This window comes from Bacillus thuringiensis, assembly GCF_001455345.1.
Classification (GTDB): domain Bacteria; phylum Bacillota; class Bacilli; order Bacillales; family Bacillaceae_G; genus Bacillus_A; species Bacillus_A thuringiensis_N.
Genome location: NZ_CP013274.1, coordinates 705,001 through 718,634 on the forward strand (window position 1 = coordinate 705,001; position 13,634 = coordinate 718,634).

Below are 13,634 nucleotides of genomic sequence, written 5' to 3' on the forward strand. Positions count from 1 at the left end.
TCGCATCCTGGGGCTGTAGTCGGTCCCAAGGGTTGGGCTGTTCGCCCATTAAAGCGGTACGCGAGCTGGGTTCAGAACGTCGTGAGACAGTTCGGTCCCTATCCGTCGTGGGCGTAGGAAATTTGAGAGGAGCTGTCCTTAGTACGAGAGGACCGGGATGGACGCACCGCTGGTGTACCAGTTGTTCTGCCAAGGGCATAGCTGGGTAGCTATGTGCGGAAGGGATAAGTGCTGAAAGCATCTAAGCATGAAGCCCCCCTCAAGATGAGATTTCCCATAGCGTAAGCTAGTAAGATCCCTGAAAGATGATCAGGTTGATAGGTTCGAGGTGGAAGCATGGTGACATGTGGAGCTGACGAATACTAATAGATCGAGGACTTAACCATATAATATGAAGCAATGTTATCTAGTTTTGAAAGAATATAAAAAACTTGTTGACTTTAAAAGTTAAATGAGTTACAATAATTCTTGTCTTAAATGAATACAGTCTGGTAATGATGGCAGAGAGGCCACACCCGTTCCCATACCGAACACGGAAGTTAAGCTCTCTAGCGCCGATGGTAGTTGGGACCTTGTCCCTGTGAGAGTAGGACGTTGCCAGGCAAATGGAGGATTAGCTCAGCTGGGAGAGCACCTGCCTTACAAGCAGGGGGTCGGCGGTTCGATCCCGTCATCCTCCACCATATATGTCGGAGGGGTAGCGAAGTGGCTAAACGCGGCGGACTGTAAATCCGCTCCTTCGGGTTCGGCAGTTCGAATCTGCCCCCCTCCACCATTTTCTTTAAAATAACCTGAGAGGGTTTATTTTTTTGAAAAGATAACCATACTAGTAAATATTAATGGGCTATAGCCAAGCGGTAAGGCAACGGACTTTGACTCCGTCATGCGCTGGTTCGAATCCAGCTAGCCCAGCCATTTACGAGCCATTAGCTCAGTTGGTAGAGCATCTGACTTTTAATCAGAGGGTCGAAGGTTCGAGTCCTTCATGGCTCATCATTTTTGCGGAAGTAGTTCAGTGGTAGAATACAACCTTGCCAAGGTTGGGGTCGCGGGTTCGAATCCCGTCTTCCGCTCCAATTTTCAATATGACATGCCGGGGTGGCGGAACAGGCAGACGCACAGGACTTAAAATCCTGCGGTGGGTGACCACCGTGCGGGTTCGACCCCCGCCCTCGGCACCATATGCGCCCGTAGCTCAATTGGATAGAGCGTTTGACTACGGATCAAGAGGTTAGGGGTTCGACTCCTCTCGGGCGCGCTTTTATTAACGGGAAGTGGCTCAGCTTGGTAGAGCACCTGGTTTGGGACCAGGGGGTCGCAGGTTCAAATCCTGTCTTCCCGATATTCCCAAAAACATGGGGCCTTAGCTCAGCTGGGAGAGCGCCTGCCTTGCACGCAGGAGGTCAGCGGTTCGATCCCGCTAGGCTCCACTTTATTTATTATATGTCTCGGAGGTATACCCAAGTTCGGCTGAAGGGATCGGTCTTGAAAACCGACAGGCGGTGAGAATCGCGCGGGGGTTCGAATCCCTCTACCTCCTCCATTTTATTTTTAAATGGTTTAGACATAAATAATAAAATATTTCTTTTTTCCTTCATGGAGGTATACCCAAGTTCGGCTGAAGGGATCGGTCTTGAAAACCGACAGGCGGCGAGAGTCGCGCGGGGGTTCGAATCCCTCTACCTCCTCCATTTTTTTAAAAAAATATTATATTGTCGCGGGGTGGAGCAGCACGGTAGCTCGTCGGGCTCATAACCCGAAGGTCGCAGGTTCAAATCCTGTCCCCGCAACCAAATGGTCCCGTGGTGTAGTGGTTAACATGCCTGCCTGTCACGCAGGAGATCGCCGGTTCGACCCCGGTCGGGACCGCCATTTATGTTGGCTCGGTAGCTCAGTCGGTAGAGCAGAGGACTGAAAATCCTCGTGTCGGCGGTTCGATTCCGTCCCGAGCCACCATTTTTTTTATGCCGACTTAGCTCAATTGGTAGAGCAACTGACTTGTAATCAGTAGGTTGGGGGTTCAAGTCCTCTAGTCGGCATCCTTTAGGGGCATAGTTTAAAGGTAGAACTGAGGTCTCCAAAACCTCCAGTGTGGGTTCGATTCCTACTGCCCCTGTAAAGTATATGGGCCTATAGCTCAGCTGGTTAGAGCGCACGCCTGATAAGCGTGAGGTCGATGGTTCGAGTCCATTTAGGCCCACCATATATTATTCCGCAGTAGCTCAGTGGTAGAGCTATCGGCTGTTAACCGATCGGTCGTAGGTTCGAGTCCTACCTGCGGAGCCATGGCCCGTTGGTCAAGTGGTTAAGACACCGCCCTTTCACGGCGGTAACACGGGTTCGAATCCCGTACGGGTCATAAAAAAAGAGTCAGCACATTGCTGACTCTTTTTTATTGTGCGCTAATCCTCTTTTATCTACTGATTTTCCTGAAATAAATAAAGGGATTTAGGAAAAACTATGGTATGTATAAAAAGGAGGAGACAAAAATGACACGAGTGAGAGACCTTATGAGTACTCATATTGTACATTGTACACCGCTAGACAATGTATACGAGGCTGCTGTAAAGATGAAAGAAGAATCGATTGGATTGATTCCGGTTGTTGAAAATGAGCAAGTTGTTGGGCTTGTTACGGATCGCGATTTAGTTGTTAGAGGCATTGCTGAGAAACATCCTGGATCTAATAAAATTACAAATGTAATGACAACAAATATTGTTTCAGTTGCTCCAGATGATTCTATTGAAAAAGCTACAGAGTTAATGGCACAGTATCAAATTAGACGATTACCAGTAGTTGAAAGTGGTCAACTTGTTGGGATGCTAGCATTAGGTGATTTAGCTACAAGAAAATCGGCAGATGATCAAGCGGGATTCGCTTTAAGTGAAATCTCGGAGCATACGGAATGAAGAGAGACTTTAATTAGTGGGATAAGTTACGTATAAAAATCAGATGCATTATTCTAGTATATATGGATTAAACTAATATGTTAGCATGATGTATCTGAGCCATTATATAATAAGTATACGGTTAGTAATTTCGACAGTTTATTTAAATTTGTCATTCCTAATTTTAAATAAGAGAAAAAATGATATACTAATAGATATAAGTATTATGAAAAATTTCGAATATAACAATATTTACTATTAATGATGTAATAATGGATTAATATTTCCTATGTAGACAAAAGGGAAGGGGAATTATATGAAAGCTGTACAGCGCGATCCAAATTGGAATTTGGTTACAGATACATATATAGAACCAAATAATTTCGCTGAATTATTTTCTTTGCTTGTACCTTGTCATCCAAAAGGTGAAGGGAAAGAACGAACTATATTAGTGTGGAAAGAAAAAGAATTTTATAAAGAAGAAAATTTAGCGGCATTTATCGTATATGGAATGAATAAAGCAAAGAATTTACCACAGTTTCATAAAGATGAAATTCCAACTTTAGTACGTATTCTTCGCTTATGCCAAGAGATTGGTTGGTATGAAGAAGCAAATACTTTTATGGTAAATCAAGGACTAGCTGAGTTTGTTCACACTTCATTGGAATATGAAACGTGGGATCTTTTGACGCAAGCGGTTGCTTTAAACTATTTAATTATTAAATATCGTATTGGTGAATTGACTGATGGGGATGTAGAAATTTGGGATAGAGTTAAATTTAATGAGAAATGTATAAAGGAGTGTAAACATCTATTATCCCATAAAGAAGTATTGGAATTTACATTCTTTTATATGTGTAAGAGAGCTAAGTTCCTATCAAAGGAACAATTAAATAGTGATATGATGAGTCTAGCGATGTATTGTAATACTTTTGTGTATGATTTATATACACATGACTTATTACGGAAATATCGTAAGTGTACAGACTTCCTATCATATTATGGACCTAGTCAAGCAGTATTAGCTTGTCAAAGAGCTGTACTTTCTCAAATTTCAGATCGATTAGACCCATTAAAGACTACTCATGTAGATGATTATTTATATGTAATGAAAGATATGATGGAGCATATGACGATAGGAATAATGGATCGATATGATCATTTTATTGGAAAATTATTATCATATGTGCCATTTTTCGAAATGATTCAAGTTCCACAGCATGCATATTATTGTGAAGAATTACTGTATATTTGTAAGGGCATTGAATATAAAGAAGAAATATTACGCAATTATATATTTATACAATTACATGATTGTCTGCCATCATTCTTTAAACTATTTCTTAAAAATAAGCGTTATGCAACGATTCATGACATTCTGTTCTATTGGTGCGATGATGAACAAAGGATGAGCTTGGAGAAAAAATATAATCTTAGCTTTATTTATGAAAAATATGCTTGTGGATAAAGAGCATTTTCTATATAAAAAATTTATATAAATTAAAAAGGATCTCAATTTTATGTGAGATCCTTTTTTTATTAATAAAGCAAGGAGAACGCAATTAAGACGAGAAATAACATTCCATAAAGGAGAAATTGTGCTGTATTGCTTCCTTGTATACCAAAAAAAGTATTTATTTTTTTATATAAATTCAATATATATTTTAGTGGATTATCTTTGAAAGATCGGTACACAGTGTCTCCTCTTTCTAAGCTTCTTGTTCGTGTTTTTTGTTATTAGGGACATGAATGTATCTAGCTATGAATAGTAAAACAGCCATAAAGAACACAGGAAATACGGTAGATAAATAAAAACCATTACTAATAATATTTGTTATTAGGGCACTTAATAGAAAGATGGCATTATAAATATGTGCAATTTTTTGTTTTAGTTGAACTTGAAAGGATTCCATCATAATTTCTAAAGCGACAAAAGCAATGATAATAGATAAAAATACAGTATTTGTATTGTAAATGATTAAACAACAGATTAAACCTAAAAAGGCTAAGTATTCAATTAAGAGAGGTATATTGATATTGCGTGGCATACAATTTACCTAACTAAATATGGCAGTGGGTTTACTGCATTTGTTTTTTCAAAATTCCATTCTCCATTGTGTAATTCAAAATGAAGATGTTGCCCGTATGAATGACCTGTGTTTCCCATATGACCTACTAATTGTCCAGCTTGTACTTGATCGCCAGCTTGTACAGTGCGATCTTTCATATGAGCATAGACTGTTGTATATAGTTTCCCGTTTAGTTGATGAGCGATGAACACAACATTGCCATAGCTAGCTGAATAATATGATTTCACAACTTTACCTGCAGCCGCAGCTTGGATAGAGACATTACCCTGAGCTGCAATATCTATCCCATAATGCATTTGTTCCCAGCGCATATCAAAGGTTGAGCTAATTCTTCCTTGAGTAGGGAATTTGAAAACTGCTGGAATGGAAGTAGGTTGAGCTGTTTGAGTTTGTGATTGCGTTTGATTTTGCACCACATAATGCTTTGCTACATATCCGTATCCTGTGCCAAAACGAATTTTATACCACGTTCCGACAGTTTCCACTACTTGTATTTGTGTACCATTTTGTAATGAACCAAGTAGTGCACTACTTGTACTAGCAGTGCTACGTACATTAAGTTTAGGTGTTGCAACTGTGTATTTCGTATTATTTTGGACTGTGATGCCTTTTACTAAAGGCTGTGAACCATTAGACACGAATGCCTTTTGTACGTAACCTGTTTTGCCATTATGTAAAATTTTATACCACTCACCTTGTTCTTCTTGAATGGTAACGAATTTCCCATTTGGTAATACATCTAAAATTGAAGATTCTAAATTAGGTTCAGAACGAACGTTTAATGCATTGGCATTAACGATGTATTGATTATTAGATTGAAGTTTGTTTTTTAGTAGAATAGCATCTTTTTGTACGTAACCTACTTTATTATTAACAGATACTTTATACCAGCTATTAGTTGTTTCAAGTATGTTTACTTTCGTATTAAAGCGAATTGTATCAATTGATGAGCTATTTGCGTTATCTTGTGCATGTAAGGCTACTTGATCGACTTTGACATATCCAGTTTTCACGTTAGATAATTGTTCAGCGTTGGCTGTTTGTACGGTTGTTTCTCCCATAGAAGGAAGTAAAGAGGCAATTGCGACAGTAGTTGCTGTTAAAGCAGTAGCTTTCATGTTCATATAATAGAGACCTCCTCTAGTTGTATAGTTGTAATTTTATTATAGTATAAAGATATAATATAGTGGGTGTATTCACATAAATGTAATATGAAATCAATAAAAAAATAAATTTTTTGAGGATAATGATTCCTTAATATCCAATTAATTAGGATATTAATTTCTAAGATAGAATATAAGTATTATATAGTTTTGTTATTTTGTTGACAATTGAGAAAATTAAAATAGTTGATGATGTCTTATTACGGTGTTATACTGACAGTGATAATTTCATAGTTTGCTAGGAGAGCTGGTGTTGCCAGCTGAGAGTAGGCCGTAAGCCTTTGATCCTTTTCATTACCTGATCTAGATTATGCTAGCGTAGGGAAGCAATTCGGACACTAATAATGAGTCCCGTTTCTTTGCGTATAGAAACGGGGCTTTTTTATTTAAAAATTTCATATTGAAACCACTAGGGGTGCTTGTTGTGCTGAGAGAGGAATAATCCTTAACCCTTACAGACCTGATCTAGGTAATACTAGCGAAGGGAAGTGGAGCAACGAATAAATTATAATTTTATTTGCTGTAACCACTTCTTATTTAGAAGTGGTTTTTTATTTAGATATATAAATTGAAAGGGGATAGAGAAATGAAATTTTGCGATAGATTATTAGAAACTGTACAACCAGTTTGGGAGATGAGTCATAATCATCCGTTTGTAGTAGGTATGGGAGATGGCACGTTAGAAAAAGATAAGTTTCAGTATTATATTATCCAAGATTATTTATATTTGTTAGATTATGCAAAGCTATATGCGATTGGTGTTGTAAAGGCAACGAATCCACAAGTAATGGGGAAATTTGCTGAACAAATTGATGGAATATTAAATGGAGAAATGACGATCCATAAACAGTATGCAAAAAGACTTGGAATTTCTATAGAGGAGATAGAGTCCGCCAAACCATCTGCTAAAAATTTAGCTTATACAAATTACATGATGTCTGTATCTCAAAATGGCACACTTGCTGAATTAATAGCAGCACTTCTTCCGTGTATGTGGAGCTACTGGGAAATTGGAAAGCGTTTAAATGATATTCCTGGAGCAAGAGATCATGAGTTCTTTGGTGAGTGGATTCAAGGATATAGTTCTGAAGAATACGGTAACCTTTGTATTTGGTTAATAGATTTATTAAATGAAATGGCAGTTGGAAAGTCTGAAAAAGAGCTAGATCGATTAGAGGAGATTTTCCTATATTCCAGTCGATTTGAATATTTATTCTGGGATATGTCCTATCGTAAGGAGATGTGGGGATTTGAGGAGCAAGAACATACTACAGTTTCATAATGTTTCTTTTCATTATGATGAGAAGCCAATCATCAATGAATTAAATGCTTCTATACAAGATAAAGAGTTTGTAAGTATTATCGGACCGAGTGGATGCGGGAAAAGTACTTTATTTCGCCTTATTACAGGTTTAGAAGAAGCAAGTACGGGACAGATAGAGCTGACAGAAACAAAGAGCCATCCTGTAGGGTATATGCCCCAAAAAGATATGCTCCTGCCATGGAGGACGATTATTGAGAATGCAGCTCTGCCGCTAGAGTGCCAAGGTGTACAGAAGAAAGAAGCACAAATAAAGGCAAAGGAACTGTTACATAAATTTGGCTTACAAGGGTATGAGACAAAATATCCGAAAGATTTATCTGGCGGTATGAGACAACGCGTATCTTTTATTCGAACTTTATTAACAGGCGGGGAGATATTGCTGTTAGATGAACCGTTTAGCGCGTTGGATGCTTTAACGAAGGCATCTTTGCAAGAATGGCTGTTTGAACAATGGAAAGAGTGGGAAAAAACAATTTTATTTATCACTCATGATGTGGAAGAAGCATTATTTCTTTCTAATCGAATTTTAGTAGTGGAGCAGCAGCCGATAACTACTTTGAATGAGCGGATAGTGCCGCTTGATCGTAACCGGACAAGAAAAGATTTATATAAGCCTGAAGTGTTAGCGCTTAAAGATGAGCTTCTTAGTATGTTACAAAGGCAGGTACTCGTATGATGAACCGGTTGAAGGAACTTTTACCTGCCCTTACACTGTCTAGTATTTTACTTGTCATGTGGGAAATAGGCGCAAGAATTGTAGATGAGATGTACATTTTACCGTCACCATCTGCAATTGTAATGAAAATATGGAAACTAAAAGATATATTATTTACGGTTCATTTGCCGGCAACATTATATGTCGTTTTAATAGGGGTGGCTATTTCTATCGTACTTGGGGTAGGGCTAGCGATATTAATGAATGCGAGTAATTGGATGGAGAGAGCATTTTATCCATTATTAGTGGCTTCACAAACAATTCCTATTACCGCGCTTGCTCCACTTTTCGTTTTATGGTTTGGATATACCATCTGGAGTAAGGTTGTTGTCACGGTTTTAATTACGTTTTTCCCAATTGCGGTCAATACGTATGATGGACTGCGCAGTACGAAAAAAGAATGGGAAGAGCTTTTAGTTACGTACGGGGCAACGAAAAAGGATGTTTTTCTTAAATTAAAATTGCCGTCTGCTCTTCCTTATTTTTTCTCAGCTTTAAAAATTGCAGTACCGCTTAGTGTAATTGGGGCAGCTATAGGTGAATGGCTCGGTGCACAAGCGGGGCTAGGATATTTCAGTAAGAGAATGATGACGCAGTTAGACGGAGCAGGTGTATTTGCCCCTATTGTATTGTTATCATTATTAGCTATTTTCTTCGTCATACTTATTTCGGTATTAGAAAAGAAATTCATTAGTTGGAGGAAGCATTCATGAAATTTTTAAAACGCATCTTTGTATTTACATTATTAGTTGCAATGATTACTGGATGTTCTAGTAATTCAGCATCAGATAAGAGTAAAAAAGAAAAAGAAATAACGGTCATGCTTGATTGGTACCCAAATGCGGTACATAGCTTTATTTATGCAGCGATTGAAAAAGGTTACTTTAAAGAAGAAGGAGTAAAGGTGAATATTAAATTCCCTTCCAATCCGACTGACCCATTAACGTTAGCAGCTGCAGGAAAAGTAACAGTGGGCTTATATTATCAGCCGGATGTTGTCATGGCAAAAGCAAATGAACAAATTCCAGTGAAATCAATTGGAGCTGTTGTACGTTCACCATTAAATCATGTTGTATCGCTGAAATCAGCAGGCATTCAATCGCCAAAAGATTTAGAGGGGAAAACAGTTGGCTATTCGGGAACACCTTTAAGTGAGATGTATTTAAAAACGATGGTAAAAGAAGCTGGTGGTAATCCAGATACAGTGAAAGTAGTCGATGTTGGCTTTGATTTAGTACCGGCATTAATTACGAAAAAAGTGGATGCGGTAACAGGGGCATATATTAACCATGAAGTACCTGTTATGCGTCATGAAGGTCATGAACCAGCGTACTTTAATCCAGCTGATTACGGTGTACCGAATTATCATGAGCTTGTATTTGTAACAGGTGATAAAACGTTGAAAAAAGATAAAGAAGCATTACAAGCCTTCTTACGTGGTACGAAAAAAGGCTATGATTTCATGAAGAAAAATCCAGATGAAGCATTAAATATTTTATTAAACCATCAAGAAAAAGAAAACTTCCCGCTTGTACCAGAAGTTGAAAAAGAAAGCATGAAAATTTTATTAGAGAAGATGGAAACGAAAGATGAGCCATTCTTATCGGATTCAAAAGAGTCATGGGAGAAACAAAATAAATGGTTGAAAGATAAAGGGATGACGAAAGAAATCGTTCCGGCCGATGAGCTATTCGAAAATATTTTAAAGTAGGCGAATGAATATGAAAAATGAGCTTCATGTAATCTCAAATGGTCACATGTCATTCGAAGAGCTAGTGAATGTAGCAATGCAAATTGAGAGTGAAATTGATTATTTGCATATTCGTGAGCGTGAGAAAAGTACGAAGGAATTGTATGAAGGTGTGGAAAGTCTTTTGAAGAAAGGCTTTCCGGCATCAAAAATAGTGATAAATGATCGAATTGATATCGCTATTTTGTTAAACATTCCACGCGTGCAGCTAGGATATCGAAGCGCAAATGTAAGGTCAGTGAAAGAAAAGTTTTCTTATTTGCATGTCGGCTATTCTGTACATTCTTTAGAAGAGGCGATCGATGCATTTAAGAATGGAGCGGATTCACTCGTCTATGGTCATGTATTTCCGACAGATTGTAAAAAAGGTGTACCAGCGAGAGGGCTTGAAGAAATTTCAGACATTGCAAAGTGTTTATCCATACCAATTATAGCAATTGGAGGAATCACCACGGAAAACACAGGGGATGTTCTGACTAACTGTGTCAGTGGTATTGCTGTTATGTCTGGGATTATAAGTAGTAGTAACCCGTATAGCAAAGCGAAATCTTATAAGGAATCAATAAGAAAGTGGGCGGAAAAACATGTGTAAGAAGTATGGTGTAGCGATAATTGGCGGAGGTGTAATTGGTAGTTCAGTTGCACATTTTCTAGCAGAACGAGGGCATAAAGTAGCGATTGTAGAGAAGCAACAGATTGCATCTGAAGCCTCGAAAGCAGCTGCTGGTTTACTTGGGGTTCAGGCAGAATGGGATGCATATGACCCACTATTTGAACTTGCTAGAGAAAGCCGGGCTATATTTCCACAACTTGCAGAAGTTTTACGTGAAAAAACAGGCATCGATATTGGGTATGAAGAAAAAGGAATTTATCGTATTGCCCAAAATGAAGATGAGAAGGAAAGAATTCTTCACATTATGGATTGGCAGCAGAAAACAGGTGAAGACTCTTATTTTCTAACAGGAGATCGTTTACGAGAGAAAGAGCCATTTCTATCTGAGTCAATTATAGGTGCTGTATATTATCCGAAAGACGGTCATGTTATTGCACCAGAGCTTACGAAAGCCTTCGCACATTCCGCATCATTTTCGGGTGCTGATATATATGAACAGACAGAAGTGTTTGATATTCGTATTGAAAATAAGAAAGTGACTGGGATCGTTACAAGCGAAGGTATTATCGCGTGCGAGAAGGTTGTGATTGCGGGTGGTTCATGGAGCACGAAGCTACTAGCACATTTTCACCGCGAATGGGGTACATATCCAGTTAAAGGAGAAGTAGTAGCGGTAAGAAGTAGAAAACCACTTTTAAATGCGCCTATTTTCCAAGAAAGATTTTACATTGCACCAAAGCGCGGCGGACGTTACGTAATTGGAGCAACGATGAAGCCGCATACGTTTAATAAAACTGTGCAACCAGAAAGTATTACTTCTATATTAGAGCGTGCGTATACAATATTGCCAGCTTTAAAAGAAGCAGAATGGGAAAGTGCATGGGCAGGATTAAGACCACAATCGAATCATGAAGCTCCTTATATGGGAGAGCATGAAGAAATAAAAGGTTTATATGCTTGCACGGGCCATTATCGAAATGGCATTTTATTAAGTCCTGTTTCTGGTCAATATATGGCTGATTTAATAGAAGGAAAGCAGGAGAATCACTTGCTAGATTCATTGCTTTCTAAAACAGTTTAGAAAGGGGATGGAAGTTTGAATTTAAAAATTAATGGTAATCAAATTGAAGTGCCAGAGAGTGTGAAAACAATAGCTGAGCTACTTACACATTTAGAGTTAGATAACAGAATTGTTGTAGTAGAGCGTAATAAAGATATTTTACAAAAAGATGATCATACAGATACATCTGTTTTTGATGGAGACCAAATTGAGATTGTAACTTTCGTAGGAGGCGGTTGATTATGTTAAACATTGGACCATTTTCATTTCATTCTAGACTTTTATTAGGAACAGGAAAATTCCCTGATTTTGATGTACAGCAAAAGGCAATTGATGTATCTGAGGCTGAGGTTTTAACGTTCGCAGTACGTCGTATGGATATATTTGATGCAAAGCAGCCTAATTTATTAGAGAAACTTGATGTGAAAAAATATACGTTATTACCGAATACAGCCGGAGCCAAAAATGCTGAAGAGGCTGTTCGTATTGCAAAATTAGCAAAAGCTTCAGGACTTTGTGACATGATCAAAGTTGAAGTTATTGGTGATGATAGAACGTTATTACCTGATCCAGTAGAAACGTTAAAGGCATCTGAAATGTTACTAGAAGAAGGGTTTATCGTACTTCCGTACACATCTGATGACGTTGTACTAGCACGTAAGTTACAAGAACTAGGCGTGCATGCAATTATGCCAGGAGCATCACCAATCGGTTCAGGGCTTGGTATTGTAAATCCTTTAAATCTAAGCTTCATTATTGAACAAGCGACAGTACCAGTTATCGTTGACGCTGGTATCGGTAGCCCGGCTGATGCGGCATTTGCGATGGAATTAGGAGCAGATGGCGTGTTATTAAATACAGCTGTTTCAGGGGCAAAAGATCCTATTAAAATGGCACAAGCAATGAAATTAAGTATTGAAGCAGGTCGTTTAGGATTTGAAGCAGGTCGTATTGCACGCAAACGTTGTGCAACGGCAAGTAGTCCTTTAGAAGGAATGAGCGTAGTTGAATAATCGATATTCTCGCCAAGAATTATTTTCTCCGATTGGGGAAGAAGGCCAACAAAAAATAAGAGAAAAGCATGTACTCATTATCGGCGCAGGTGCATTAGGTAGTGCAAATGCAGAAATGTTTGTAAGAGCAGGTGTTGGCACAGTAACGATTGTTGACCGGGATTATGTCGATTGGAGTAATTTACAAAGGCAGCAATTGTACGCAGAGAGTGATGTGGAAAATAATCTTCCGAAGGCTGTAGCAGCAAAGAAGCGTCTGGAAGAGATTAATAGTGAAGTAAGAGTAGAAGCGCTCGTTCAAGATGTGACAGCTGAGGAATTAGAAGAGCTTGTTACAGATGTTGATGTAATGATTGATGCAACTGATAATTTCGAAACACGTTTTATTGTGAATGATATAGCACAAAAATATGCTATTCCATGGATTTACGGAGCATGTGTAGGGAGTTACGGCCTTTCCTACACAATTCTTCCTAGTAAAACGCCATGTTTATCATGTTTATTACAATCGATTCCGCTTGGCGGTGCGACATGTGATACAGCGGGCATTATATCGCCTGCTGTATCTCTCGTCGTTTCTCATCAAGTTACGGAAGCTCTTAAATTGTTAGTGGAAGATTACGAATCACTTCGGGATGGTCTTGTGTCGTTTGATGTATGGAAGAATGAATATTCATGTATGAATGTGCAAAAGCTTCGTAAACACAATTGTCCTTCGTGCGGAAAGAATGCATTATATCCGTATTTAAATAAAGAAAACACATCGAAAACAGCGGTTTTATGCGGGAGAAATACAGTTCAAATTAGACCACCTCATAAAGGGGAAATGGATTTTGAACAATATAAGGGGCTGCTGGAAGGTCGCGTTACGGATTTAAATGTAAATCCATATTTACTATCATTTTCTGTTGAAGAAAAGAGATTAGTTGCTTTTAAAGATGGTCGTGTACTTGTACATGGAACGAAAGATATAAGCGAAGCAAAGACGATTTATCATCGCTATTTTGGTTAGAAAAGG

Annotated in this window: 13 protein-coding genes, 19 tRNA genes, 2 rRNA genes and 2 riboswitches (1 of these 36 running past the window's edge); of the genes, 32 read left to right on the forward strand and 2 right to left on the reverse strand. The window is 38.5% G+C overall.

Translation table 11 applies throughout. From position 1 onward, the window contains the following. The 23 genes from ATN06_RS03735 to ATN06_RS03845 form a co-directional block, all read left to right on the forward strand. Nucleotides 1-386, forward strand: a 23S ribosomal RNA gene (locus ATN06_RS03735); it begins 2,537 nt to the left of the window's first position. A 101-nt stretch (nt 387-487) separates the two neighbouring features. Next, a 5S ribosomal RNA gene (rrf, locus tag ATN06_RS03740) occupies nt 488-603 on the forward strand. 4 nt (nt 604-607) lie between these two features. Next, nucleotides 608-683 (forward strand) — tRNA-Val (locus tag ATN06_RS03745). A gap of 8 nt (nt 684-691) precedes the next feature. After that, nucleotides 692-775 (forward strand) — tRNA-Tyr (locus ATN06_RS03750). A 65-nt stretch (nt 776-840) separates the two neighbouring features. Next, a tRNA-Gln gene (locus ATN06_RS03755) sits at nt 841-915 on the forward strand. Nucleotides 916-920: 5 nt separating this feature from the next. Continuing rightward, nucleotides 921-993: transfer RNA gene (locus ATN06_RS03760), tRNA-Lys, on the forward strand. Between the two features lie 8 nt (nt 994-1,001). Then, nucleotides 1,002-1,076 (forward strand) — tRNA-Gly (locus ATN06_RS03765). Between the two features lie 16 nt (nt 1,077-1,092). After that, nucleotides 1,093-1,181 (forward strand) — tRNA-Leu (locus tag ATN06_RS03770). Between the two features lie 3 nt (nt 1,182-1,184). Then, nucleotides 1,185-1,258: transfer RNA gene (locus ATN06_RS03775), tRNA-Arg, on the forward strand. Between the two features lie 10 nt (nt 1,259-1,268). Continuing rightward, nucleotides 1,269-1,342, forward strand: a tRNA-Pro gene (locus ATN06_RS03780). Between the two features lie 15 nt (nt 1,343-1,357). After that, nucleotides 1,358-1,430 (forward strand) — tRNA-Ala (locus ATN06_RS03785). Nucleotides 1,431-1,450: 20 nt separating this feature from the next. After that, nucleotides 1,451-1,543: transfer RNA gene (locus ATN06_RS03790), tRNA-Ser, on the forward strand. Between the two features lie 55 nt (nt 1,544-1,598). Further along, nucleotides 1,599-1,691 (forward strand) — tRNA-Ser (locus ATN06_RS03795). Nucleotides 1,692-1,716: 25 nt separating this feature from the next. Then, nucleotides 1,717-1,793, forward strand: a tRNA-Met gene (locus tag ATN06_RS03800). Nucleotides 1,794-1,796: 3 nt separating this feature from the next. Continuing rightward, nucleotides 1,797-1,872 (forward strand) — tRNA-Asp (locus ATN06_RS03805). A gap of 8 nt (nt 1,873-1,880) precedes the next feature. Further along, nucleotides 1,881-1,956, forward strand: a tRNA-Phe gene (locus ATN06_RS03810). Nucleotides 1,957-1,966: 10 nt separating this feature from the next. Further along, nucleotides 1,967-2,039 (forward strand) — tRNA-Thr (locus tag ATN06_RS03815). Nucleotides 2,040-2,045: 6 nt separating this feature from the next. Then, nucleotides 2,046-2,116, forward strand: a tRNA-Trp gene (locus ATN06_RS03820). A 10-nt stretch (nt 2,117-2,126) separates the two neighbouring features. After that, a tRNA-Ile gene (locus ATN06_RS03825) sits at nt 2,127-2,203 on the forward strand. An 8-nt stretch (nt 2,204-2,211) separates the two neighbouring features. Next, a tRNA-Asn gene (locus tag ATN06_RS03830) sits at nt 2,212-2,286 on the forward strand. A 1-nt stretch (nt 2,287) separates the two neighbouring features. Beyond that, a tRNA-Glu gene (locus ATN06_RS03835) sits at nt 2,288-2,359 on the forward strand. Nucleotides 2,360-2,489: 130 nt separating this feature from the next. Then, entirely contained in the window at nt 2,490-2,909 is a 420-nt protein-coding gene (locus tag ATN06_RS03840; protein ID WP_060629594.1) for a CBS domain-containing protein, read from the forward strand. Between the two features lie 295 nt (nt 2,910-3,204). After that, on the forward strand, nt 3,205-4,356 hold the full coding sequence (locus ATN06_RS03845; protein ID WP_060629595.1) for a DUF3965 domain-containing protein: 1,152 nt from the start codon (nt 3,205-3,207) through the stop codon (nt 4,354-4,356). Between the two features lie 241 nt (nt 4,357-4,597). On the opposite strand, the gene ATN06_RS03855 is transcribed toward ATN06_RS03845, so the two are convergent. After that, nucleotides 4,598-4,936 (reverse strand): hypothetical protein, encoded by a 339-nt coding sequence (locus tag ATN06_RS03855; protein WP_060629597.1) that lies wholly within the window; start codon nt 4,934-4,936, stop codon nt 4,598-4,600. 5 nt (nt 4,937-4,941) lie between these two features. Then, nucleotides 4,942-6,102: an SH3 domain-containing protein gene (locus tag ATN06_RS03860; protein WP_060629598.1), complete on the reverse strand. Its 1,161-nt coding sequence runs from the start codon at nt 6,100-6,102 to the stop codon at nt 4,942-4,944. Between the two features lie 269 nt (nt 6,103-6,371). After that, nucleotides 6,372-6,483: riboswitch (TPP riboswitch) on the forward strand. Nucleotides 6,484-6,542: 59 nt separating this feature from the next. Next, a riboswitch (TPP riboswitch) is annotated at nt 6,543-6,645 on the forward strand. Between the two features lie 82 nt (nt 6,646-6,727). On the opposite strand from ATN06_RS03860, the gene tenA reads away from it, so the two are divergent. The 9 genes from tenA to thiF are packed head-to-tail and all read left to right on the forward strand — an operon-like array spanning nt 6,728 to nt 13,628. Next, nucleotides 6,728-7,423, forward strand: a complete 696-nt coding sequence (gene tenA, locus ATN06_RS03865) for a thiaminase II (RefSeq protein WP_000666826.1) — start codon at nt 6,728-6,730, stop codon at nt 7,421-7,423. Then, complete coding sequence (locus ATN06_RS03870; RefSeq protein ID WP_060629599.1) at nt 7,392-8,141, forward strand: ABC transporter ATP-binding protein; 750 nt, start codon at nt 7,392-7,394, stop codon at nt 8,139-8,141. The genes tenA and ATN06_RS03870 overlap by 32 nt, the downstream gene beginning before the upstream one ends. Continuing rightward, nucleotides 8,141-8,893, forward strand: coding sequence for an ABC transporter permease (locus ATN06_RS03875; RefSeq protein WP_060633090.1), 753 nt, complete (start codon nt 8,141-8,143; stop codon nt 8,891-8,893). Before ATN06_RS03870 ends, ATN06_RS03875 begins: the two co-directional genes overlap by 1 nt. Continuing rightward, nucleotides 8,890-9,891: an ABC transporter substrate-binding protein gene (locus ATN06_RS03880; protein WP_060629600.1), complete on the forward strand. Its 1,002-nt coding sequence runs from the start codon at nt 8,890-8,892 to the stop codon at nt 9,889-9,891. Before ATN06_RS03875 ends, ATN06_RS03880 begins: the two co-directional genes overlap by 4 nt. Before the next feature lie 10 nt (nt 9,892-9,901). Continuing rightward, on the forward strand, nt 9,902-10,522 hold the full coding sequence (tenI, locus tag ATN06_RS03885) for a thiazole tautomerase TenI (RefSeq protein WP_060629601.1): 621 nt from the start codon (nt 9,902-9,904) through the stop codon (nt 10,520-10,522). Then, nucleotides 10,515-11,624 carry a glycine oxidase ThiO gene (gene thiO, locus ATN06_RS03890; RefSeq protein WP_060629602.1) on the forward strand — a complete coding sequence of 370 codons (1,110 nt, stop codon included), beginning with the start codon at nt 10,515-10,517 and terminating at the stop codon, nt 11,622-11,624. Before tenI ends, thiO begins: the two co-directional genes overlap by 8 nt. A gap of 15 nt (nt 11,625-11,639) precedes the next feature. After that, nucleotides 11,640-11,843: a sulfur carrier protein ThiS gene (gene thiS, locus ATN06_RS03895; protein WP_029437516.1), complete on the forward strand. Its 204-nt coding sequence runs from the start codon at nt 11,640-11,642 to the stop codon at nt 11,841-11,843. Between the two features lie 2 nt (nt 11,844-11,845). Further along, nucleotides 11,846-12,616 carry a thiazole synthase gene (gene thiG / locus ATN06_RS03900; protein ID WP_000931995.1) on the forward strand — a complete coding sequence of 257 codons (771 nt, stop codon included), beginning with the start codon at nt 11,846-11,848 and terminating at the stop codon, nt 12,614-12,616. Continuing rightward, entirely contained in the window at nt 12,609-13,628 is a 1,020-nt protein-coding gene (gene thiF, locus ATN06_RS03905; RefSeq protein ID WP_060629603.1) for a thiazole biosynthesis adenylyltransferase ThiF, read from the forward strand. The genes thiG and thiF overlap by 8 nt, the downstream gene beginning before the upstream one ends. Nucleotides 13,629-13,634 lie beyond the last annotated feature (6 nt).

Excerpts from the sequence above, each read along its gene's own strand:
- ATN06_RS03880 (WP_060629600.1), top strand. The coding sequence starts at position 8,890 with ATGAAATTTTTAAAACGCATCTTTGTATTTACATTATTAGTTGCAATG.
- thiG (WP_000931995.1), top strand. The coding sequence starts at position 11,846 with ATGTTAAACATTGGACCATTTTCATTTCATTCTAGACTTTTATTAGGA.
- thiO (WP_060629602.1), top strand. The coding sequence starts at position 10,515 with ATGTGTAAGAAGTATGGTGTAGCGATAATTGGCGGAGGTGTAATTGGT.
- tenI (WP_060629601.1), top strand. The coding sequence starts at position 9,902 with ATGAAAAATGAGCTTCATGTAATCTCAAATGGTCACATGTCATTCGAA.
- ATN06_RS03840 (WP_060629594.1), top strand. The coding sequence starts at position 2,490 with ATGACACGAGTGAGAGACCTTATGAGTACTCATATTGTACATTGTACA.
- ATN06_RS03860 (WP_060629598.1), bottom strand. The coding sequence starts at position 6,102 with ATGAACATGAAAGCTACTGCTTTAACAGCAACTACTGTCGCAATTGCC.
- tenA (WP_000666826.1), top strand. The coding sequence starts at position 6,728 with ATGAAATTTTGCGATAGATTATTAGAAACTGTACAACCAGTTTGGGAG.
- ATN06_RS03875 (WP_060633090.1), top strand. The coding sequence starts at position 8,141 with ATGAACCGGTTGAAGGAACTTTTACCTGCCCTTACACTGTCTAGTATT.
- ATN06_RS03845 (WP_060629595.1), top strand. The coding sequence starts at position 3,205 with ATGAAAGCTGTACAGCGCGATCCAAATTGGAATTTGGTTACAGATACA.
- ATN06_RS03855 (WP_060629597.1), bottom strand. The coding sequence starts at position 4,936 with ATGCCACGCAATATCAATATACCTCTCTTAATTGAATACTTAGCCTTT.